The 20,387-nt window shown below is 65.0% G+C and carries 19 protein-coding genes and 1 pseudogene; 13 read left to right on the plus strand and 7 right to left on the minus strand.

What is annotated here, in order from left to right; all coding sequences use genetic code 11:
- Positions 1 to 75 precede the first annotated feature (75 nt).
- A pseudogene (locus tag K6T56_01455) lies at positions 76 to 411 on the minus strand (hypothetical protein).
- A 181-nt stretch (positions 412 to 592) separates the two neighbouring features.
- On the opposite strand from K6T56_01455, the gene K6T56_01460 reads away from it, so the two are divergent.
- The 7 genes from K6T56_01460 to K6T56_01490 all read left to right on the plus strand — a co-directional run bounded on the left by K6T56_01460 (position 593) and on the right by K6T56_01490 (position 7,198).
- Positions 593 to 1,459, plus strand: coding sequence for a DUF4340 domain-containing protein (locus tag K6T56_01460; protein ID MCL6555007.1), 867 nt, complete (start codon positions 593 to 595; stop codon positions 1,457 to 1,459).
- A gap of 1 nt (position 1,460) precedes the next feature.
- The gene (mutM, locus tag K6T56_01465) at positions 1,461 to 2,285 is read left to right on the plus strand and encodes a bifunctional DNA-formamidopyrimidine glycosylase/DNA-(apurinic or apyrimidinic site) lyase (GenBank protein ID MCL6555008.1); all 825 of its coding nucleotides are present in this window, start codon (positions 1,461 to 1,463) and stop codon (positions 2,283 to 2,285) included.
- Positions 2,286 to 2,554: 269 nt separating this feature from the next.
- Positions 2,555 to 4,513 carry a dynamin family protein gene (locus K6T56_01470; GenBank protein MCL6555009.1) on the plus strand — a complete coding sequence of 653 codons (1,959 nt, stop codon included), beginning with the start codon at positions 2,555 to 2,557 and terminating at the stop codon, positions 4,511 to 4,513.
- A 34-nt stretch (positions 4,514 to 4,547) separates the two neighbouring features.
- On the plus strand, positions 4,548 to 4,916 hold the full coding sequence (locus K6T56_01475; protein MCL6555010.1) for a hypothetical protein: 369 nt from the start codon (positions 4,548 to 4,550) through the stop codon (positions 4,914 to 4,916).
- 68 nt (positions 4,917 to 4,984) lie between these two features.
- Positions 4,985 to 6,130, plus strand: a complete 1,146-nt coding sequence (locus K6T56_01480; GenBank protein ID MCL6555011.1) for a homoserine O-acetyltransferase — start codon at positions 4,985 to 4,987, stop codon at positions 6,128 to 6,130.
- Positions 6,127 to 6,720 carry a methionine biosynthesis protein MetW gene (gene metW / locus K6T56_01485; GenBank protein ID MCL6555012.1) on the plus strand — a complete coding sequence of 198 codons (594 nt, stop codon included), beginning with the start codon at positions 6,127 to 6,129 and terminating at the stop codon, positions 6,718 to 6,720. The genes K6T56_01480 and metW overlap by 4 nt, the downstream gene beginning before the upstream one ends.
- Before the next feature lie 46 nt (positions 6,721 to 6,766).
- Positions 6,767 to 7,198 carry a DUF4426 domain-containing protein gene (locus tag K6T56_01490; protein MCL6555013.1) on the plus strand — a complete coding sequence of 144 codons (432 nt, stop codon included), beginning with the start codon at positions 6,767 to 6,769 and terminating at the stop codon, positions 7,196 to 7,198.
- Positions 7,199 to 7,222: 24 nt separating this feature from the next.
- On the opposite strand, the gene K6T56_01495 is transcribed toward K6T56_01490, so the two are convergent.
- From K6T56_01495 to xth, 3 genes are read right to left on the minus strand one after another with little or no spacing between them, the layout of a single operon-like run.
- Positions 7,223 to 7,888, minus strand: a complete 666-nt coding sequence (locus tag K6T56_01495; protein ID MCL6555014.1) for a sulfite exporter TauE/SafE family protein — start codon at positions 7,886 to 7,888, stop codon at positions 7,223 to 7,225.
- On the minus strand, positions 7,881 to 9,197 hold the full coding sequence (locus K6T56_01500) for an MFS transporter (protein ID MCL6555015.1): 1,317 nt from the start codon (positions 9,195 to 9,197) through the stop codon (positions 7,881 to 7,883). The genes K6T56_01495 and K6T56_01500 overlap by 8 nt, the downstream gene beginning before the upstream one ends.
- Positions 9,188 to 9,964, minus strand: coding sequence for an exodeoxyribonuclease III (gene xth / locus K6T56_01505; GenBank protein ID MCL6555016.1), 777 nt, complete (start codon positions 9,962 to 9,964; stop codon positions 9,188 to 9,190). Before xth ends, K6T56_01500 begins: the two co-directional genes overlap by 10 nt.
- Before the next feature lie 20 nt (positions 9,965 to 9,984).
- Here xth and pyrE point away from each other — a divergent pair, with 20 nt between their 5' ends.
- Complete coding sequence (pyrE, locus tag K6T56_01510) at positions 9,985 to 10,641, plus strand: orotate phosphoribosyltransferase (protein MCL6555017.1); 657 nt, start codon at positions 9,985 to 9,987, stop codon at positions 10,639 to 10,641.
- Positions 10,638 to 11,270: a DUF4124 domain-containing protein gene (locus K6T56_01515; protein MCL6555018.1), complete on the plus strand. Its 633-nt coding sequence runs from the start codon at positions 10,638 to 10,640 to the stop codon at positions 11,268 to 11,270. The genes pyrE and K6T56_01515 overlap by 4 nt, the downstream gene beginning before the upstream one ends.
- A 12-nt stretch (positions 11,271 to 11,282) precedes the next feature.
- Here the strand turns inward: K6T56_01515 and gatB are convergent, their stop codons facing one another.
- The 3 genes from gatB to gatC all read right to left on the minus strand — a co-directional run bounded on the left by gatB (position 11,283) and on the right by gatC (position 14,673).
- Positions 11,283 to 12,719, minus strand: a complete 1,437-nt coding sequence (gene gatB, locus K6T56_01520; GenBank protein MCL6555019.1) for an Asp-tRNA(Asn)/Glu-tRNA(Gln) amidotransferase subunit GatB — start codon at positions 12,717 to 12,719, stop codon at positions 11,283 to 11,285.
- A gap of 140 nt (positions 12,720 to 12,859) precedes the next feature.
- Entirely contained in the window at positions 12,860 to 14,314 is a 1,455-nt protein-coding gene (gene gatA / locus K6T56_01525; protein ID MCL6555020.1) for an Asp-tRNA(Asn)/Glu-tRNA(Gln) amidotransferase subunit GatA, read from the minus strand.
- A gap of 71 nt (positions 14,315 to 14,385) precedes the next feature.
- Positions 14,386 to 14,673 carry an Asp-tRNA(Asn)/Glu-tRNA(Gln) amidotransferase subunit GatC gene (gene gatC, locus K6T56_01530; GenBank protein MCL6555021.1) on the minus strand — a complete coding sequence of 96 codons (288 nt, stop codon included), beginning with the start codon at positions 14,671 to 14,673 and terminating at the stop codon, positions 14,386 to 14,388.
- Positions 14,674 to 14,798: 125 nt separating this feature from the next.
- Between gatC and K6T56_01535 the strand changes: the two genes are divergently transcribed.
- The 4 genes from K6T56_01535 to rodA all read left to right on the plus strand — a co-directional run bounded on the left by K6T56_01535 (position 14,799) and on the right by rodA (position 20,348).
- Positions 14,799 to 15,842 carry a rod shape-determining protein gene (locus K6T56_01535; protein ID MCL6555022.1) on the plus strand — a complete coding sequence of 348 codons (1,044 nt, stop codon included), beginning with the start codon at positions 14,799 to 14,801 and terminating at the stop codon, positions 15,840 to 15,842.
- Positions 15,843 to 16,641: 799 nt separating this feature from the next.
- Entirely contained in the window at positions 16,642 to 17,298 is a 657-nt protein-coding gene (gene mreD / locus K6T56_01540; GenBank protein ID MCL6555023.1) for a rod shape-determining protein MreD, read from the plus strand.
- Positions 17,295 to 19,202, plus strand: a complete 1,908-nt coding sequence (mrdA, locus tag K6T56_01545) for a penicillin-binding protein 2 (GenBank protein MCL6555024.1) — start codon at positions 17,295 to 17,297, stop codon at positions 19,200 to 19,202. Before mreD ends, mrdA begins: the two co-directional genes overlap by 4 nt.
- A 48-nt stretch (positions 19,203 to 19,250) precedes the next feature.
- Positions 19,251 to 20,348: a rod shape-determining protein RodA gene (gene rodA / locus K6T56_01550; protein ID MCL6555025.1), complete on the plus strand. Its 1,098-nt coding sequence runs from the start codon at positions 19,251 to 19,253 to the stop codon at positions 20,346 to 20,348.
- The last annotated feature ends 39 nt before the right edge of the window (positions 20,349 to 20,387 follow it).

Below are 20,387 nucleotides of genomic sequence, written 5' to 3' on the forward strand. Positions count from 1 at the left end.
GTTGATGGGGCAAAATGCTCGCACATTCTGACCCACCTACCCGTTAATCAAAATTGCACTTCAAACTTGAATCCGCGAGTGGTAGTCGCCGGCGATTTCGCCAATTTGAATGGCGCGCTGGGTCTTCAGGGGGAGCACAACGAGGTCCCCCTTCTTCATTTCGTGGGCGAAAGGCCAGACCTGGCTTACCCAGTTTGCAATCGCCTTGGGCTTTGCGTCGGGATAGCGCCTGCGCATCTCCTTTGTCAGTTCGTCGCGATCACGGAGTTTGGAGAGATCGACGTCGAGGTGACTCCAGGTCACATAGATGCGGCTTTCATCTATGTATTTCGGCTCGTACTCGCCATCGGGTCCCGCCCGCACCAACCAAACCGGTGGCTCCCTCCCTTCCCAGCACTTGGACGTTTGCAGTCTCGTCAATTGTAGCGTCGCCGGCGCTGCGGGTGGGGGACGGGCTTGGCGCCCACCCGATGACCCGCGGACGGCTTCCCCTCTTGGCTGTGCCACGGGCCACAAGGCGGTGGACCGCCCGCCGCGCGGGCCATGGTGGGGCCCGGTTTGTTTTCACCGGGCCGTGGGGGATAATTCGGGCATGCGTTCGCGCCTCCTGCATAACCTTCTGCTTGCGGCCGCGGTGGTGGCCCTGGCGTTGTTTCTGTTTTTCCGGCCGGAGCCGGCGGGGCCGCAGCGCTTTGCCTTATCCACGCTGCGCGCCGCCGATGTGGTGTCGCTGGAGCTTGCGCCCCGCGGGGCAGACCCCATCGTCCTCGAGCGGGGAAAAGCCGGCTGGCGGGTGCGTGCGCCGCGGACTGCGCGCGCCGATGGCGCGCGGGTGGAGGCCGTGCTCAATATCCTCGGCGCGCAAAGCGAGCGCCGCCTGCCCTCCGGGAACGCAGCCAAATTCGGCCTGGCCCCACCCGCCCTGCGCCTGACGGTGCACACCGCGGAAGGGGCGCAGGTGTTCGATTTCGGTGATACGCAGCCGGTAACGGGTGAGGTGTACGTGGCCACCGGCGGCGCGGTGTATCTGGTCTCGCCGGTCTACACGGTGGATGTCTCCCGCGGCGTGGAAGCCTTCCTCGCCCGGAAACTCCTCGCCGACGACGAGAATCCGGTGGGCTTCACCCTGCCGGGGCTGAGTCTGCTTCTGGAAAACGGCCGCTGGCGGCGGGAGCCGGACGATGGCCGTTTCAGCGCCGACCAGTTGAACCGCTTCGCCGATGAATGGCGGCTCGCCACGGCGGCCCGGGTCGAGGCGGCGCGGGCCGGGGCGGACCGGCGTGGCCCGTCTTCGTCTATCGCGGTGCGCCTTGCCGATGGCCGCACGCTTACCTTTACGTTGTTGGCGCGGCAGCCGGAATGGGTGTTGCGCCGGGAGGACGAGGGGCTCGACTACCACTTCGCGCCGGATGTGGGCGAACGTCTGCTGGATCCGGCCAGGCTTGGCGCCCTGCCCTGAGATGCCAGAACTGCCCGAGGTGGAAACCACACGGCGCGGCCTTGCGCCCCACTTGACCGGCCGCGTGATCACGGGCCTTCTGGTGCGGCAGCCGCGCCTGCGCTGGCCCGTCCCCAAGGATCTGCCCCATCGGCTGCAGGGCGGCCGCATCGTGGCCCTCGACCGCCGGGGCAAATATCTGCTTTTCCATGTGGAGGGCCGCCAGGGGGGCTTTCTCATCTGGCATTTGGGCATGTCCGGCAGCCTGCGCCTGGTGCCGGCGGATTTTCCCGTCGACCGCCACGATCACGTGGACCTGCTTGTGGAAAGCGGCGCCTGTGTCCGGCTGCGCGATCCCCGGCGGTTCGGCGCCCTGCTGTGGCAGACGGGCCCGGCGGAGGCGCATCCGCTGCTCGCCCATCTCGGCATCGAGCCCCTCTCCCCCGCCTTCACCGGGGAGTGGCTCCACGGGGCATTGCGGAATCGCCACGGGGCCATCAAGACGGTGCTCATGGATGCCGGCCTCATCGTCGGCGTGGGCAACATCTACGCCAGCGAGGCCCTCTTCGCCGCGGGGATCGATCCCCGCCGGCCCGCCCGATCGTTGAGCCCCGCCCGCTGTGGCCGTCTTGTGGCCGCCGTGCGGGAAACCCTGGAACGCGCCATCGCGGCGGGCGGCAGCAGCCTGCGCGATTTCGTCGGCGCCGATGGCCACCCGGGCTATTTCCAGCAGGAATACGCGGTGTACGGGCGTGCGGGGGAGGCCTGCCGGCGCTGCGGTGCGCGCATCCGCCTGCTGCGCCTAAACGGCCATTCCACTTTTTTCTGCGGCCGCTGCCAGCGCTGAGGATCACGCGAGGCGCGCATTTCGCCAAACTGCTTCAGGAAAAGCGCGTAAGCCTGTTGTTTGCAAGCGCTTTCTGCTACATTAGGCAGCAGAGGGCCAAGCCTTCCCGCCCCTTTAGTGGCGTGGGCGGGGGGCAAAGGAGCCTGGCGAAGCGCCATGACCAGCCCCTGCGGCAGGCGGCCCTTTGCCCCGCGGGGCGGAGAAGCCCAGGCAGGTGTCCCGCAGGCGCCCGGGGTGAGGCGCCATCGGCAATGAACGGGGAGATTCCCATGAGCAATGACAATCTCGTCGCCCATTTCCAGGCCTATAGCGACTGGCGGGAACGCCTGACCGAGGACGTGAGCAGCCTGCGCAAATGGCTGTCGGAGCAGGAGCTCATCGATGCGCAGATCGATCTTCGCCTGCAGCACGTTTTGGAACGGCTCAAGGACGACAAGCTCAACGTCGCCTTCGTGGCGGAGTTCTCCCGCGGCAAGTCCGAGCTCATCAACGCCATTTTCTTCGCCGACTACAAGCAGCGGCTTTTGCCCTCCAGTGCCGGACGCACCACCATGTGCCCGACGGAGCTCCTCTACGATCCTTCGCGGGAGCCCTGCATCATGCTGCTGCCCATCGAGACGCGCGCCACCGACACCACCACCACCGAATACAAGCGCTACCCGGAGGAGTGGACGGTGATCCCCCTCGACACCGCCTCCGGCGAGGGCATGATCGAGGCGCTGCAAAGGGTGTCGGAGACGCGCCGGGTGCCGGTGGAGGAGGCGGAACGCTACGGCCTCTATGACCGCGAAGACCAGGACAATGCCCTCACCGTGCACGAGGACGGGACGGTGGACATCCCCGCCTGGCGCCATGCCATCATCAACTTTCCCCATCCCCTGTTGGAACGGGGGCTGGTGATCCTCGACACCCCGGGCCTCAATGCCATCGGTACCGAGCCCGAGCTCACCCTCAACCTGCTGCCCAATGCCCACGCCATCCTTTTCATTCTGGCGGCGGACACGGGGGTGACCAAGAGCGACATCGAAGTCTGGCGCAATCACATCGGCAACACCCAGGGGCGGCAAAAGGGACGCCTGGTGGTGCTGAACAAGATCGATGCCATGTGGGATGAGCTCAAGGGCGAGGAAGTGGTGGAACGGGAAATCCAGCGCCAGGTGGAGACCACCGCCCATCTGCTGGGGCTCGACCCCGCCCAGGTCTTCCCCGTCTCGGCGCAGAAGGGGCTGCTGGCCAAGGTCACCCATGACGAGGCGCTGCTCTGGAGAAGCCGACTGCCCCGCCTGGAGCGGGCGTTATCGGACGAGCTCATCCCCTCCAAGCAGGAGATCGTGCGGGATGCGACCCAAAGCGAGCTGGAGGACATGATCCAGCAGAGCAGCGAGATCCTGCGCGGCAGGCTCGCCGGTGTGCGCGAACAGTTGACGGAACTCAGGAACCTGCGCGGCAAGAACCAGGACGTGATCGAACACATGATGGCCAAGGTGCAGCAGGACAAGCAGGATTTCGAACGCGGCCTGCAGCGCTTCCAGGCCCTGCGCTCGGTGTTTTCCCATCACACCAATGTCCTCTTCAGCCACCTGGGCATGGAGGCGTTGAAGCAGGAAATCCGCAACGTCCGCATCCAGATGGCGAAGAGCAAGTTCACCAAGGGCATCCGCGATGCCATGAACCAGTTCTTCCGCGACACCCATGCCAACATCGCCAAGGCCACGGAGCAGATCGAGGAAATCAAGGCGATGATGGATGCCATGTACAAAAAATTCGCCGAAGAGCACGGCCTCAAGGCGACCACCCCGGCGCCCTTCTCCACGCTGAAGTACAGCAAGGAACTGGCCAAACTGGAAAAGGCCTACAACGATCACTTCGGCACCATGACCGTTTATGCCACCGAACGCTTCAGTCTCATGGCCAAGTTTTTCGAGACGGTGGCCGCGCGGGTGGTGCACGTCTATGAGATCGCCAACCGCGATGTGGAGAACTGGCTGAAGGCGGTGATGGCACCCATGGAAACCCAGGTGCGGGAACACCAGTTGCAGTTGCGCCGCCGGTTGGAGAGCATCAAGCGCATCCACAAGGCCACGGACACCCTGGAAGACCGCATCGCCGAGCTGGAACAAATGGAAACCACCCTCCTCGACCAGCTTGCCGAGCTCAACGACCTGCACAGCCGCCTTATGGAAAGCCTCGCCTTCGATGCCAACCGCGAGCAGGTGGCCTGGGCATGAGGCGGGCGAAGGGAAAAGGAAACGGGAGTCGGGCGTGAAGCTGGAATATCACTACCGGATCGGGCCGGCGGGCATCGAGTTCTCCCTGGTGGAGGATGCCGATGCGGGCATCGAAATGGAAGGCACGCGGGAAGAGCGCATGACCGTCGAGCGCTATGTCATGCTGGCCTGGCAGGAAGCCATCAACAAGACTTTCCGCCCGGAGGAAATCCGCGAACTCATGGCCACACCGGAAGGCCAGCGGCGGCTGCAGGAAGGGGCCGAGGTCTATCTCGCCCGGCTCCTGGAAAACTTCCCGCCGGAACTCGACCGGCGCAAAACCCCGGACCGCCGCGACTGGTCGAAGCGCCCCCGGGACGGCTCCACTGACCGGCGGCGCATAGGTCGCAAGTCGGCCCACTGAACCAACCCCCGGCAGCCGACAGACGCAGCCTGCGCGTATAATCCCGGCTGTTTTTTCCTTTCGTTCCCATGAAGAGCCATTCGGCCCACGCCACCGGTTCCGTCGGTATCGTCTCGCCGCAGACGGCGCACTTCGACACGCCCATCACGCTGCGCAGCGGCGCGGTGATCCCCAGCTACCAGCTCGTCTATGAAACCTATGGCACGCTCAACGCCGCGCGTTCCAACGCCGTCCTGGTCTGCCATGCCCTCTCCGGCAACCATCACGTGGCGGGGCGTTACACCGAACACGACAAATATCCCGGCTGGTGGGACAACATGGTGGGGCCGGGCAAGCCCATCGACACCAACCGCTTCTTCGTCATCGGTGTCAACAACCTGGGCGGCTGCCATGGTTCCACCGGCCCTTCCAGCATCGACCCGGCCACGGGCAAGCCTTGGGGTTCGCGCTTTCCCGTGGTGACTGTGGACGACTGGGTGAAAACTCAGGCGCTGCTTGCCGACCGGCTGGGCATCACCCAGTTCGCCGCTGTGGTGGGCGGCAGCCTGGGCGGCATGCAGGCCCTGCAGTGGAGCATCACCTACCCCGACCGTCTGCGCCATTGCCTGGTCATCGCCGCCGCTCCCAAGCTCACGGCGCAGAACATCGCCTTCAACGACGTGGCACGCCAGGCCATCCTCAGCGACCCGGATTTCCACGGCGGGGATTACTACGCCTATGGGGTGACGCCGAAACGGGGTCTGCGCCTGGCCCGCATGCTGGGGCACATCACCTATCTTTCAGATGACGTGATGGGCACCAAGTTTGGCCGTATCCTGCGCTCCGGGGCCTTCCAGTTCGGCTACGACGTGGAGTTCGAGATCGAATCCTACCTCCGCTACCAGGGCGATAAGTTCGCGGCCAGCTTCGATGCCAACACCTATCTGCTGATGACCAAGGCGCTGGACTATTTCGATCCCACCCACCATTACGCAAGCGGGCATCTGTCGGAGGCGCTGGCACCGGCAAAGGCCGATTTCCTGGTCATCTCCTTCACCAGTGACTGGCGCTTCGCCCCGGAGCGTTCCCGGGAGATCGTCAAGGCCCTGCTGGACAACGAGCGCAACGTCACCTATGCGGAGGTGAAGTCCACCCATGGCCACGACGCCTTCCTCATGGTGGACCCCTATTACCACGAAGTGGTCCGCACCTACATGAGCAATATTGTCCTATGAACCAGAGCGTCCGTCCGGATTTCGCCATCATCGCCGAGCGGGTGCACGCGGGGGCGAAGGTGCTCGACCTGGGCTGCGGTGATGGCAGCCTGCTCAAATATCTGCGCGAGACGCGCAACACCCTGGGCTACGGGGTGGAGATCGACGATGAAAAGGTCGCCGCCTGCGTCAGAAATGCCGTCAACGTGATCCAGAGCGACCTGGAAAGCGGGCTGTCCACCTTCGCCTCCCATTCCTTCGATTACGTCATTCTGTCGCAGACGCTGCAGGCCATGCGCCACACGGAGGCAATCATCCGCGAGATGCTGCGCGTGGGGCGGGAAGCCATCGTCACCTTCCCCAACTTCGGCCACGTGAGCCACCGCCTGCAGGTGCTTTTCGGACGCATGCCCGTCTCCCCGGAGCTCCCCTACCAATGGTATGACACCCCCAACATCCACCTGTGCACGCTGAAGGATTTCGAGGAGTTCTGCGCCACCCACGGCGTGGAAATCCTGGAACGGGTGGTCATGCACCGGGGCCGACGGGTGAGCCTCTTCCCCAATCTGCTGGGCAGTCTTGCCGTCTATCGGCTGCAGGCACGCCAATGAGCAGCCCGTGGTCTATATTGGGTGTGTAGCCTGGAGGAGACGAAAAATGAAAAAACTCTTTGCCTGCCTCACCTTCCTTTGCCTCGCCCTGCCTGTGCAAGCCGAGCAGGCGGCGCGCTTCGGCGACGTGGAGGTGCACTACAACGCCATGCCAACCGATGAGCTGCTGCCCGAGGTGGCCAAGAATTACAAGATCGAGCGCTCCCGCAACCGGGGCATGGTCACCCTGTCCGTGCTGAAGAAGACGCCGTTGGGGGTGAGCCAGCCGGTGAAGGCGTCGGTCAAGGTGACGATCCCCACCCTCACCGGGCAGAGCATCGACGTGCCGCTGCGGGAGATCGTCGAGGGCACGGCCATCTACTATATCGGTGAGTTCCGGGTGAATCCCCCGCAAACCCTGAAGTTCAAGGTGAGCGCGCAGCCGGAAGGAACCACCCAGCCCCTGGCCTTCGAGTTCGAGAAGGCCTTCTACAAATAGAGCGGCGGGCTTGCGCCAGGCGCACTAGAAGAAGGCACGCGCCAGGCCCCAAAGACCCAGCGCGGTCACGCCCATGCCGGCGGCCACGCGAAAGCCGCGTGCCTTGACCAGCACCGCCAGGCGCTCGGCAAGCCACCCCATGGCGAGGAGATTGGGCAGGGTGCCGACCCCGAAGGCGAACATGGTGAGGGCGCCCGTTGCCGGACTGCCGCTCGCCAGCGCGGTGACCAGCACACTGTAGACCAGGCCGCAGGGCAGCCACCCCCACATGAGCCCCGCGGCAAAGGCCTGCGCGGGGGTGCGGATGGGCAGGCAGCGGGCCAGGAGCGGCTGCAGCCGCCGCCAGAGCCAGGCCCCGGCGCGCTCGATGTGGGTGACCCAGCGATTGAGGCCCATGAGGTAAAGCCCGAGGAGCACCAGCATGCCGTTGGCCACCCCATAGAGCACCAGCTCCACCGGAAAAAGACGGCGCAGGAAGAGGCTCCCCGCCCCCAGCAGACCGGCCAGGGCGCCGGCGACGGTGTAGGAAGCAAGCCGCCCCAGATTGGCGGCAAGGTACAGGGAGAAGCGCGGCGGAAGCGGCGAGCGCTGCAGGGAAAAAGCCGCCACCAGCGGGCCGCACATGCCCACGCAGTGGACCCCGCCCAAGAGGCCCACCAGGGCCGCGGCAAGCAGGGTCTGCTCAGGCATGGCGCTTTTCCATCCTGGCCGCGAGCCACACCAGGAGCAGCACCGGCACGCCGAGGGCGGCCGTGCCGGTGAAGAACGCCGCCCAGCCGAAGGCATCCACCACATCCCCGGAAAGACCAGCGAGCGCCTTGGGCAAAAGCAGCATCACCGAGGTGAACAGGGCATACTGGGTGGCGGAATAGGCCTGGTTCACCAGCCCCGAGAGATAGGCGACGAAGCCACTGGAGGCGATGCCGGCGGAAAGGTTGTCGGCGGAGACGGTGAATACCAGCGCCCCCACGTCATGGCCCCGGCCGTAGAGCCAGACAAAGAGCAGATTGCTGGCGGCGGAAGCGAGCGCCCCGAGGAACAGCGTGCGCATGAGACCGAGGCGGACCACCAGCAGGCCGCCCAGTCCGGCACCGACGAGGGTCATGATCACGCCATAGACCTTGGACACGCTGGCCACCTCGTCTTTGGTAAAGCCCATCTCCTGATAGAAAGGATTGCTCATCACCCCCAGCACCACGTCCGAAATGCGGTAGAAGGCAATGAGGGCGAGAATCAGCACGGCCTGCCAGCGCAGCCGCTGGAATAGCTCCAGGAAGGGTTGGACGAAACTTTCGAAAAGCCACGCCTTCACCCCCAGCTTGGCAACGGGGGGCGGGGTGGCGAGGCCTTCGGGTTCAGGGATGAGCAGGGTGGTGAGGATGCCCACGCCCATCAACGCCGCCATGACCGTATAGGCCACCTGCCAGGGGCGGAAATCATAGGTCGCTTCGGAAGGATCGAAGAGGGCGGCGATCCACAAGGCCCCCGCGCCGGCGGTGATCATCGCCACCCGGTACCCCACTTGATAGGCAGCCGCCATGGCGCCTTGGCGCGTCACCTCCACCGCCTCGATGCGCCAGGCATCCACCGCGATGTCCTGGGTGGCGGAGGCGAAGGCCACGAGCAGCGCGAAAAAGACCGTATGGGAAAGCTCCCGCGCCGGATCGGCATGGGCCATGCCCAACAGCCCCAGCACGATGGTCCCCTGCGCCAGCAAAAGCCAGGCGCGCCGGCGTCCGAGGTGCGCGGTAAGCCAGGGCAAGCGCAGGCGGTCCACCAGGGGCGCCCAGGCGAATTTCGTTCCGTAGGCAAGCCCCACCCAGGAGAGGTGGCCGATGGTGGCCCGGGCAACGCCCGCTTCCGACAGCCAAAAGGAAAGCGTGCCCAACACGAGGAGCAGGGGCAGTCCGGCGGAAAAGCCCAGAAAGAGCATGGCCGCCACCCGCGGATGGGCATAGACGGCCAGGGCATCGCGCCAGCGCGCTTCCTTCACGGCCATTCGGCGTAATCCACGATGAGGGGCGCATGGTCGGAGAAACGTTGCGCCTTGTACACCTTCGCCGAGCGGGCGCGGGCGGCGATACCTGGCGTTGCGATCTGATAGTCGATGCGCCAACCCACGTTCTTCGCAAAGGCCTGACCGCGATTGCTCCACCAGGTGTAACCCTCGCCTTCCGCCTCGGGATAAAGCGCCCGGTACACATCCACCCAACCGAGGGCCAGAACCTGTCCCAGCCAGGCCCGCTCCTCGGGCAGGAAGCCGGAATTTTTCTGGTTGGATCTCCAGTTGCGCAGGTCTTTTGCCGTGTGGGCGATGTTCCAGTCGCCGCAGAGGATCACTTCCCGGCCGCTTTTCCGCAGGGCGGAAAGATGCGGCAGAAACCGCGCCATGAAATCGAACTTCGCCGCCTGCCGGGCCTCCGAGGCCGAACCCGAGGGAAGATAGAGGGAGACCACGCTGAGCTGGCCGAAACGCGCCTCGAGATAACGCCCCTCGGCGTCGATGTCGGCCATGCCCAGCCCCTCGATGATTTCATCGGGCTGCCGGCGGCTATAGAGACCCACGCCGCTATAGCCCTTTTTTTCCGCGTAGTGGAAGTAGCCCAACAGCCGGCCCGGCTGCAGCATCTCCCGCGTGAGATCGGCGGCCTGGGCTTTGAGCTCCTGGACACACACCACATCCGCCCGCTGATGTCTCAGCCAGTCGAAGAAACCCTTGTTGGCAGCGGACCGGATGCCGTTGAGGTTGACCGTTATAATGCGCAAAACGTACTCGGCTTTCGTCTATGGAAAACTTCCGCCAGGAATTCATCGAATTCGCCCTGGAGCGGCAGGTTCTGCTCTTTGGCGAGTTCAAAACCAAGGCGGGGCGGACAAGCCCCTATTTCTTCAATGCCGGCCTTTTCAACGACGGCGCTTCCCTGGGCAGGCTGGCGCGATTTTACGCGAAAGCCCTCCTCGCGTCGCAGCTTGCCTTCGACATGGTCTTCGGCCCCGCCTACAAGGGTATTCCCCTGGTGGCGGCGCTGGCCGTGGTGCTGGCGGAGATGGGGCGCAACGTGCCCTTCGCCTTCAACCGCAAGGAGGCCAAGGACCACGGCGAAGGCGGCAGCACCATTGGGGCCCCCCTCAAGGGAAGGGTGCTGATTGCCGATGATGTGATCTCGGCAGGCACTTCGGTGCGCGAGTCGGTGAACCTCATCCGCGCCCATGGCGCCACCCCCTGCGGCGTGGTGATCGCCCTGGACCGGCAGGAAAAGGGACAGGGCGAGCTTTCCGCAGTGGAGGAGGTGGAAAGGGAATACGGTATGCCGGTGATCGCCATTGCCACCCTTGACGACCTCATCGCCTACCTGCGGCAGCGGCCGGCCTATGCGGCGGCGCTTGAACGCATGCTTGCCTATCGGGAACGCTACGGTATTGGCAACAGGCAGACACCATGAACCTTCATCGCACGGCAGTTTCTCTCCTTGTGGCAGGGCTCCTGCTCCCCGGCGCGGCGGGCGCGGGCAAACAGCTCTACCGCTGGGTGGATGCCCAGGGCAAGGTGCACTACAGCGACACCCTGCCCCCCGAGTCTGTCCGCCAGGGTCATGCGGAGATGACCAAGAGCGGGCGCGTGGTGAAGGAGGCGCCGCCGGCACCCACAGCGGAGCAGCTCAAGGCGCGCCAGGAAGCGGAAGCGCGCGACCGGGAAGCACGGGAGAAGGCGGAGGAACAGCGCCGGCGGGACAAGGCACTGCTTGCCAGCTACACCACCGTGGGCGAGCTCGATCTGGCCGAACGCCGCAACCTAGAGGCGGTGGACCTGCAGATCAAAAGCTATGAACTGCGCATCAAGTCGGTGGAGGGGCGGCTTGCCGGGCTGAAAAAACAGCGGGATAGCTTTGCCGCCCGCAACCGGCCCGCCCCCGCCGACCTCAACGACGACATCCGGGAAGCGCAGGAGGAAGTCCGGCAGTTGCAAAGCCGCATCCAGGAAGCGGTGCAGGAGAAGGAACGCATCCGCGCCCGCTTCGCCGAAGACCGCCGCCGCTTCCTCGAACTCAAGGGCCTGCCCGCCTCGCCGTGACGCGCCGGCGGGCTACTGCGCTAGCTTCCTTTTCAGAAGCTCGCTCACCTGCTGGGGGTTGGCCTTGCCCTGGCTGCGCTTCATCACCTGCCCCACCAGGGCATTCAAGGCGCGCTCCTTGCCGGCGCGGTATTCCTCCACGGACTTGGGATGGGCCGCGATCACCTCCTCCACCAGGCGCTCGATGGCGCTGGAATCGGTGATCTGGCGCAGGCCCCGCGCTTCGATGATCTCATCGGCGCTGCCTTCGCCCGCCCACATGGCCTCGAACACTTCCTTGGCGATCTTGCCGGAAATGGTGTTGTCGAGGATGCGCCGGATGAGGCCGGCCAGCGCCTGCGCCCCGATGGGACTTTCGCTGATATCGCGCCCTTCCCGGTTCAGTGCTCCGGCGAGATCGCCCATCACCCAGTTGGCGGCGACCTTGGCATGGGCCGCGCCCACGGCGGCCACCACTTCCTCGTAGTAGGCCGCCATGGCCCGGCTGGCGGTGAGCACCCCCGCATCATAGGCCGACAAGCCATACTGGCTCATGAAACGGTGGCGCTTGGCATGGGGCAGTTCCGGCAGGCTGGCGCGGATGGCCTCGATCATCTCTTCCGGAATGCAAAGCGGCAAAAGATCCGGATCAGGGAAATAGCGGTAGTCGAAGGCCTCCTCCTTGGAGCGCATGGAGCGGGTCTCGTTACGCTCGGCATCGTAAAGCCGCGTCTCCTGCTCGACGTAGCCGCCGGCTTCCAGGATTTCGATCTGCCGATTCGCCTCGTATTCGATGGCCTTTTCCAGGAAGCGGAAGGAATTGAGGTTCTTGATTTCGCAGCGGGTGCCGAAGCTGTCTGCCCCCTTTGGCCGCACCGAGACATTGGCATCGCAACGGAAGGAGCCCTCCTGCATGTTGCCATCGCAGATGTCGAGATACTGGACCAGGGAATGCAGGGTCTTGGCATAGGCCACGGCCTCCTGCGCGCTGCGCATGTCCGGCTCGGAAACGATTTCCAGAAGCGGCGTGCCGGCCCGGTTGAGGTCGATGCCGGTCATGCCGTGGAAATCCTCGTGCAGGGACTTGCCGGCATCCTCCTCCAGATGGGCGCGGGTGATGCGGATGATTTTTTCCTCCTCCCCCACCTGGATGACAATCTCGCCCCCTTCCACGATGGGCAGCTCATACTGGCTGATCTGATAGCCCTTGGGCAGATCGGGGTAGAAATAATTCTTGCGCGCGAACACCGACTCCCGATTGATGCGCGCACCGATGGCAAGACCGAATTTGATGGCCTGCTCCGCCGCCGCCTTGTTGAACACCGGCAGCACCCCAGGCAAGGCGATGTCCACCGCACAGGCCTGGGTGTTGGGCGCCGCGCCGTAACGGGTGGAGGCGCCGGAGAAGATCTTGCTGCGGGTGGAAAGCTGGGCATGGACCTCGAGCCCGATGACGATTTCCCATTCCATGATGACTCATCCGTTGTGCGTCACGGTCACCCCGCCGGCAGAGGCCGTCCCGGGCCCGTGTTGGGTGATGAACGAAGCGGAGGCGAAGGGGGCGGCAGGGGACCGCCGCCAGCACCGGCACTGCCCCATCAGCCTGTCCTTCAGAGACCTTCGGGAAGCCGGGTGTGCCAATCCGTCACCTGTTGGTACTGGTGGGCGACGTTGAGCATGCGGGCTTCCGCGAAATAATTGCCGATGATCTGTAACCCCACCGGCCGCCCCTTGGCGCCGAAGCCCACGGGAATCGACATGCCGGGCAGCCCGGCCAGATTGACCGCGATAGTATAGATGTCGGAAAGATACATGGCCACCGGGTCGTCTGCTTTTTCCCCCAGATCGAAGGCGACAGTGGGCGAGGTGGGCCCCATGATCACGTCGCACTGGCGGAATGCATCGGCGAAATCCTGGGCGATCAGGCGTCTGAGTTTCTGCGCCTTGAGGTAATAGGCATCGTAATAGCCGGCGGAGAGCACATAGGTGCCGATCAGGATGCGCCGCTTCACCTCTGCGCCAAAGCCCTGGGCGCGGGTCTTCTTGTACATGTCGGTGAGATCGGTGTATTCCGGCGCGCGATAGCCATAGCGCACACCGTCGTAGCGCGCCAGATTGCTGGAGGCTTCCGCCGGCGCCAGCACGTAATAAACGGGGATGGACAGGCGCGTGTTGGGCAGGGAAACCTCCACCACCTGCGCGCCGAGCTTGCGGAATTCGTCAATCGCGGTCTCCACCGCCTGGGCCACGTCAGGTGCGAGCCCCTCGGCGAAGTACTCCTTGGGCAGGCCGATCTTGAGGCCAGTCAGGGGCTCTGAAAGCTGCCGCGTGTAATCCTCCGCCGGGCGTTGCAGACTGGTGGAATCCCGGGCATCGAACCCCGCCATGACGTTGAGCAGCAGGGCGCAATCCTCGGCGCTTTTGGCCATGGGTCCGCCCTGATCGAGGGAGGAGGCGAAAGCGATCATCCCATAGCGGGAGACCACGCCATAGGTGGGCTTGATCCCGGTGATGCCACACAGGGCGGCGGGTTGGCGGATGGAGCCGCCGGTGTCGGTGCCGGTGGCCGCCGGGGCAAGCCGCGCCGCGACCGCGGCCGCCGAACCCCCCGAAGAGCCGCCGGGCACCGCCGTCCGGTCCCAGGGATTTTTCACTTTGCCGAAATAGGAGGTCTCGTTGGACGAGCCCATGGCGAACTCGTCCATGTTGGTCTTGCCCAGATTGACGATGCCCGCCGCGTTCATTTTTTCCACCACATGGGCATCGTAGGGGGCGACGAAGTTGTGGAGCATCTTCGAGCCGCAGGTGGTCAGCCACCCCTTGGCGCAGAAGATGTCCTTCTGCGCCACGGGAATGCCGGTAAGCGGCCCGGCCCGGCCCTCAGCCCGCAGCCGGTCCGCGGCCTCGGCCTGGGCGAGGGATTTTTCCGGGTCGACGGTGATGAAGGCATTGAGCTCGGGATTGAATTTTTCGATGCGCGCAAGAAAAGCTTCGGTGAGCTCGCGGCTGGAAATCTTCCTTGCCGCAAGCAACGCGGAAAGTTCTTTGAGGGAGCTGTTGATCATGACGGGTCCGTTTTCGCCTCACGGCACCGGCGGCAAGGCAGTCTGGCCCCGCCGCCTGCGACGTGGAAAAGTCACTCGATCACCTTGGGCACCAGGTACAACCCGGCTTCCACCTGGGGGGCGATGGATTGGAAAAGCTCGTGCTGGTCGGTCTCGGTGACCTCGTCCTCGCGCATGCGCAAGGGGATGTCCTGCGCATGGGCCATGGGCTTGATGCCTTCGGTGTTGACCGCCTGCATCTGTTCCACGAGCTTGAGGATGTTGGACAACTGCGCCAGCACGGGCCCGATCTCGACATCCGTGATTTCGATGCGGGCGAGGTGGGCGATGCGCTTCACGTCGGCTGCGGAAAATGACATGGATTTCACCGGCTTCCGTTAACGAAACGAGCCCTATAGGGTATCATAAGCCGTTTATTTGAGGAGGCCGCACCGCGGCATCGGGCAGCGGCTGCCGCCTCTTCATGACGGCTACGGTAAAAGACATGTTCGGATTCCTGCGCGGCTATTTTTCCACCGATCTTGCCATCGACCTCGGCACCGCCAATACCCTCATCTACGTGCGCGGCAAGGGCATCGTGCTCAACGAACCGTCAGTGGTGGCCATCCGCCATGAGGGCGGGCCCTCGGCCAAGAAGACCATCCAGGCGGTGGGCATCGAGGCGAAGCAGATGCTCGGGCGCACCCCCGGCAACATCACCGCCATCCGGCCGATGAAGGATGGCGTGATTGCGGACTTCACCATCACCGAGCAGATGCTCAAGTATTTCATCAAGAAGATTCACGGCTCGCGGCTTTTGGGTCCCAGCCCGCGCATCATCATCTGCGTGCCCTGTGGTTCCACCCAGGTGGAGCGACGGGCCATCCGCGAATCCGCCATCGGTGCTGGCGCCCGTCAGGTCTATCTCATCGAGGAACCCATGGCGGCGGCCATCGGCGCCGGCCTGCCGGTGGCGGAGGCCACCGGCTCCATGGTGGTGGACATCGGCGGCGGCACCACCGAGGTGGGGGTGATCTCTCTGGGTGGCATCGTCTATGCGGCCTCCGTGCGCGTCGGGGGCGACAAGTTCGACGAGGCCATCATCAATTACATCCGGCGCAATTACGGCATGCTGATCGGCGAATCCACGGCGGAGCAGATCAAAAAGGAAATCGGCTCGGCCTTCCCCGGCTCAGACGTGCGGGAGATGGAGGTGAAGGGCCGTAATCTGGCGGAAGGCATTCCCCGCAGCTTCACCATCTCCAGCAACGAGATCCTCGAGGCACTCACCGATCCCCTGAACAGCATCGTTTCCGCGGTGAAATCCGCCCTCGAGCAGACGCCCCCCGAGCTGGGGGCGGACATCGCCGAAAAGGGCATGGTGCTCACCGGCGGCGGCGCGCTGCTGCGGGACCTGGACCGGCTGCTCATGGAAGAGACCGGCCTGCCGGTGATCGTGGCGGAGGATCCCCTCACCTGTGTGGTGCGCGGCTCGGGCAGGGCGCTGGAGGAGATGGAGCGCCTTTCCACCGTCTTCACCAACGACTGAGGGCATGGCAGGCGTCCTTTCGGGGCAATGTCCTGCGCCCCTTGAGCGCGCGCCATGAACGACCCCACTCCCCCACCCTTTTTCAAGACCGGGCTGCCGCCCCACCTCCGCTTCACCATCTTCGTCCTGCTGTCCGCCGTCCTCATGCTGGCCGACGCACGCCTCACTTATCTTGGCGCCCTGCGTCAGGCGCTGGCCGTCTTCGTCAACCCCCTGCAACACGCGGTCAATGCGCCGGTGCGACTGGCTGGCCAGGTGGCGGATTTCTTCGTCACCCACAGCCGGCTGCGGTTGGAAAACGAGGAACTGCGGCAAACCCGGCTGCGCCTGTCGGCGCAGTTGCTGGAGCTGGAGGCGCTGCGGGCGGAAAACGCCCATCTGCGCGCCCTGCTCGACGCCCGGCCCCGCTATGGGCACACCGCTCAGCTTGCGCAAATCCTCTATGCCGAACGCGATCCCTTCTCGCGCAAAATCATCATCGACCGCGGCAGTCTCCACCATGTCGAGGCCGGTCAGGTGGTGGTGGACGAGACGGGCGTGGTGGGACAGGTCACCCGCGCCTATCCGGCCGTCGCCGAAGTCACCCTGATCACCGACAAGAACCAGGCGGTGCCGGTGCAGAATCTACGCAATGGTCTGCGCGCGGTGGTCTTCGGCAGCGGCCAGGATGGCACCCTCAACGTGCCTTTCATGCCCACCAACGCCGATCTCGTGCCCGGCGATCAACTGGTCACCTCGGGCCTCGATGGCATCTACCCGCCGGGGCTGCCGGTGGCGACCGTGGTGCGCGTGGAGCGCAATGCCGCCTATCCCTTCGCCCGCATTGCCTGCCTGCCCGCGGCCGGCGTCGACCGCCACCGTCACGTGCTGGTGTTGCGTTCCACCGCGCCCCCTCCACCCCGTCCCCCTGCAGAGGTCGCCCGTGGCAAACGCTGATCCCCGCCCCTCGGTGCTGACGCGACCGCCCAGCAGCCGCTTCATCGTCGGCTCGCTCCTTGCCGCCCTGATCGCCAACCTGCTGCCGGGCACGGGCCTCGCCATTTTGCTGTGGCCGGATCTGGTGGCGCTGGCGCTCCTCTACTGGGTGATCCATGCCCCGCGGCGGGTGGGCTTCGGCAGCGCCTGGTTGCTGGGCCTGCTGATGGACATCGCCGATGGGGTGCTCTTCGGCCAGCATGCCTTCGCCTACGTCATCACCACCTATGCCGCCTGGCGCCTGCACCGCCGGCTGCAGACCTTCAATCTATGGCAGCAGGCCCTCTATGTGCTGGGGCTTTTGCTTCTGCTCGATGTCTCCATGCTGCTCGTGCGCCTTGCCTTCGGCGCCGCTTTCCCCGGTCCCCTCTATTTCGCCGGCAGCGCGACGGGCGCGCTGCTGTGGCCGCTTTTGTCCACCCTGCTGGCGCTGCCCCAGCGCAAACCGGTGAGCCCGCCCTACGGCACCGCCTCCCGATGACACAACGACCGGAGATTCGCAACCACCAGCGCGAGCTCTACTACTTCCGCCTGCGCCTGACGGTGGCGGCGAGTGTCGTGTTGCTGCTGTTTGCCATTCTCCTGGCGCGGGCCTTCTGGCTGCAGGTGCTGCAATACGAGCACTACCACACTCTGGCGGAGGAGAACCGCATTTCCATCGTGCCCATCGTGCCCAACCGCGGCTTGATCCTGGACCGCAACGGCGCCGTGCTCGCCCACAACTACTCCGCCTATACCCTGGAGATCACGCCCACCCGGGTGGAAGGCGGACTGGAAAAGACCATCGATGCGCTGGCGGAGCTCATCGAAATCACGCCGAAGGACCGCAAACGCTTCCGCAAGCTTTTGGAGGAAAGCCGCAACTTCGAGACGCTACCCATCCGGACGCGGCTCAATGACGTGGAGATCGCCCGTTTCGCCGCCAACCGCTACCGCTTTCCGGGGGTGGAGATCCGTGCCCGGCTGTTCCGCCATTATCCCCAGGGGGAAATCACCTCCCACGTGGTGGGCTACATCGGACGCATCACCGATGCGGACCTCAAGCGTCTGGAGGAGGCGGAGCTGGCTGCCAACTACCGCGGTTCGGACTACATCGGCAAGGCGGGCCTGGAACAAAGCTACGAGCAGGAGCTGCATGGTACGACCGGCTTCGAGCGGGTGGAAACCGATGCCAGTGGCCGCGCCGTGCGCACCCTGTCGCGCACCCCGCCGGTTTCCGGCAACAATCTCACCCTGCACCTGGATCTGGAGCTGCAACGGGTGGCGGAACAGGCCTTCGGCCGCTTCCGCGGCGCCCTGGTGGCCATCGACCCCCGCACCGGCGGCATCCTCGCCTTTCTCTCCAAGCCCGGTTACGACACCAATCTCTTCATCGACGGCATCGATCCGCAAAACTGGCAGGCCCTCAACGAGTCACCCGACAAGCCCCTCATCAACCGCGTCATCCATGGCATGTATCCGCCGGGCTCCACCTTCAAACCCTTCATGGCACTGGCTGCGCTGGAGCTCAAGAAACGCACTCCCAGCTACACCATCGCCGACCCCGGCTATTACAGCCTGCCCGGCAGCAGCCACCGCTACCGCGACTGGAAGCCCGGTGGTCACGGCATGGTGGACCTGCACAAGTCCATCGTCATTTCCTGCGATACGTATTACTACGGCCTGGCGGTGGACATGGGCATCGACGCCATCCACGACTTCATGGGTCATTTCGGTTTCGGCCGTAAGACGGGCATCGACATCGAAGGGGAGCGTGCGGGCAACCTGCCTTCCCCGGAATGGAAATGGAAGCGCTTCAAACAGAAGTGGTTCCTCGGTGACACGGTGAGTGTGGGCATCGGCCAGGGCTACATGCTGGCCACCCCCCTGCAGCTTGCCGTGGCCACGGCAACCCTGGCCAACGGAGGCCGGGAAATGCGGCCGCGCTTCGTGCGGGAAATCCAGAATGCGAGGACCGGAGCCGTCACCCCCGTGGAGCCTGAGCTCGTGTCCAACCTGCCGGTGGCGCCGGAAAACCTCGCCCGCGTCAAGGCGGCGATGGTGGACGTGACCCGCCCCGGCGGCACGGCGGGCCGCGCCGGTGCCGGGGCCCCCTACGCCATGGCGGGCAAGACCGGCACCGCCCAGGTGATCGGCATGAAGCAGGGGGAGAAATATGTGGAAAGCCGGGTGGCGGAACGCTTCCGCGACCATGCCCTGTTCATCGCCTTCGCCCCGGCGGAAGATCCCACCATCGCCGTCGCCGTGCTGGTGGAAAACGGCGGGCACGGCGGTTCCACGGCCGCCCCCATCGCCCGCGCCCTTTTCGACTATTACCTGCTCGGCAAGCGTCCGACGGCGGCCGCCGCCACCGACGCCGACGCGGAGGGAGGCGAACATGACTGAATCCGGGGCGAGGCCCATGGGTGCCAAAACTTTGCGTGAGGGGAAGCCATGAACTGGAGACGCTGGATTTTCCGTGCCGCCCGTCACCTCGACTACGTGCTGCTTTCCCTGCTCCTCGTCACCCTGGCCGCTGGACTGGTCGTGCTCTATAGCGCTTCGGGGCAGGACGCCGGGCGGGTGCTGGGCCAGGCCTTGAACATCCTCCTCGCGCTGGGCCTCATGTGGGCGGTGGCCAACGTGCCGCCCCAGCATCTGCACCGCTTCGCCCTGCCCGCCTATGTGGCTGGGTTGGTTCTTCTCTTTGGCGTCGCCCTCTTCGGCGAGGTGGCCAAGGGGGCGCGCCGCTGGCTCAATCTGGGGTTCATGCGCATCCAACCCTCCGAACTCATGAAAGTGGCGGTGCCCCTGATGCTCGCCTGGTACCTGGACCGCCACGAAAAGCGCCTCAGACTTCGGGATTTCGCCATCGCCGGCGTGATCCTCGCCGTGCCCGTCGGCCTCATCGCCAAGCAGCCCGATCTGGGCACGGCGTTGCTGATCGCCGCCTCCGGTTTCTATGTGCTCTTCCTCGCCGGGTTGAGCTGGCGCGTCCTCCTCGGGCTTGTCGTGGCGGCAGCGGCGGCAATGCCCATCGTCTGGTCGGCTTTGCACGATTACCAGCGACAGCGGGTGCTCACCTTGCTCGATCCCAGTCAGGACCCCCTGGGCGCCGGCTACCACATCATCCAGTCCACCATCGCGCTCGGCTCCGGCGGGGTGCTGGGTAAGGGTTGGCTCAAGGGCACCCAGGCACACCTGGATTTCCTGCCCGAGCGCCACACGGATTTCATTTTCGCCGTCCTGGGCGAGGAATTCGGCCTCCTGGGTGTCCTGGTCCTCCTCCTCCTCTACTCCGCCATCATCGCCCGCGGCCTCATCATTGCCGCTCATGCGCCCTCCCTCTTCGGGCGGCTGATGGCGGGCGCCCTCACCCTCACCTTCGCCACCTATGCGGTGGTGAACATGGGCATGGTGTCGGGACTGCTGCCCGTGGTGGGGGTGCCGCTGCCCCTCATCAGCTACGGCGGCACGGCCATGGTGACGCTGCTTTTGGGCTTTGGTATTTTGATGAGCATCGCCACCCACCGGAAACTAATCAAAACGTGAGGCAGGAACGCCGGATTTCCACCCTTGGCCGCGGCTTGG

The organism is Burkholderiales bacterium, from assembly GCA_023511995.1.
Taxonomy (GTDB): Bacteria; Pseudomonadota; Gammaproteobacteria; order Burkholderiales; family Thiobacteraceae; genus Thiobacter.

What these genes read in the sequence shown, in the direction of transcription:
- K6T56_01460 (MCL6555007.1), top strand. Translation starts at nt 593, where the DNA reads ATGCGTTCGCGCCTCCTGCATAACCTTCTGCTTGCGGCCGCGGTGGTG.
- mutM (MCL6555008.1), top strand. Translation starts at nt 1,461, where the DNA reads ATGCCAGAACTGCCCGAGGTGGAAACCACACGGCGCGGCCTTGCGCCC.
- K6T56_01470 (MCL6555009.1), top strand. Translation starts at nt 2,555, where the DNA reads ATGAGCAATGACAATCTCGTCGCCCATTTCCAGGCCTATAGCGACTGG.
- K6T56_01480 (MCL6555011.1), top strand. Translation starts at nt 4,985, where the DNA reads ATGAAGAGCCATTCGGCCCACGCCACCGGTTCCGTCGGTATCGTCTCG.
- metW (MCL6555012.1), top strand. Translation starts at nt 6,127, where the DNA reads ATGAACCAGAGCGTCCGTCCGGATTTCGCCATCATCGCCGAGCGGGTG.
- K6T56_01490 (MCL6555013.1), top strand. Translation starts at nt 6,767, where the DNA reads ATGAAAAAACTCTTTGCCTGCCTCACCTTCCTTTGCCTCGCCCTGCCT.
- K6T56_01495 (MCL6555014.1), bottom strand. Translation starts at nt 7,888, where the DNA reads ATGCCTGAGCAGACCCTGCTTGCCGCGGCCCTGGTGGGCCTCTTGGGC.
- K6T56_01500 (MCL6555015.1), bottom strand. Translation starts at nt 9,197, where the DNA reads ATGGCCGTGAAGGAAGCGCGCTGGCGCGATGCCCTGGCCGTCTATGCC.
- pyrE (MCL6555017.1), top strand. Translation starts at nt 9,985, where the DNA reads ATGGAAAACTTCCGCCAGGAATTCATCGAATTCGCCCTGGAGCGGCAG.
- K6T56_01515 (MCL6555018.1), top strand. Translation starts at nt 10,638, where the DNA reads ATGAACCTTCATCGCACGGCAGTTTCTCTCCTTGTGGCAGGGCTCCTG.
- gatB (MCL6555019.1), bottom strand. Translation starts at nt 12,719, where the DNA reads ATGGAATGGGAAATCGTCATCGGGCTCGAGGTCCATGCCCAGCTTTCC.
- gatA (MCL6555020.1), bottom strand. Translation starts at nt 14,314, where the DNA reads ATGATCAACAGCTCCCTCAAAGAACTTTCCGCGTTGCTTGCGGCAAGG.
- gatC (MCL6555021.1), bottom strand. Translation starts at nt 14,673, where the DNA reads ATGTCATTTTCCGCAGCCGACGTGAAGCGCATCGCCCACCTCGCCCGC.
- K6T56_01535 (MCL6555022.1), top strand. Translation starts at nt 14,799, where the DNA reads ATGTTCGGATTCCTGCGCGGCTATTTTTCCACCGATCTTGCCATCGAC.
- mreD (MCL6555023.1), top strand. Translation starts at nt 16,642, where the DNA reads ATGCCGCCTATCCCTTCGCCCGCATTGCCTGCCTGCCCGCGGCCGGCG.
- mrdA (MCL6555024.1), top strand. Translation starts at nt 17,295, where the DNA reads ATGACACAACGACCGGAGATTCGCAACCACCAGCGCGAGCTCTACTAC.
- rodA (MCL6555025.1), top strand. Translation starts at nt 19,251, where the DNA reads ATGAACTGGAGACGCTGGATTTTCCGTGCCGCCCGTCACCTCGACTAC.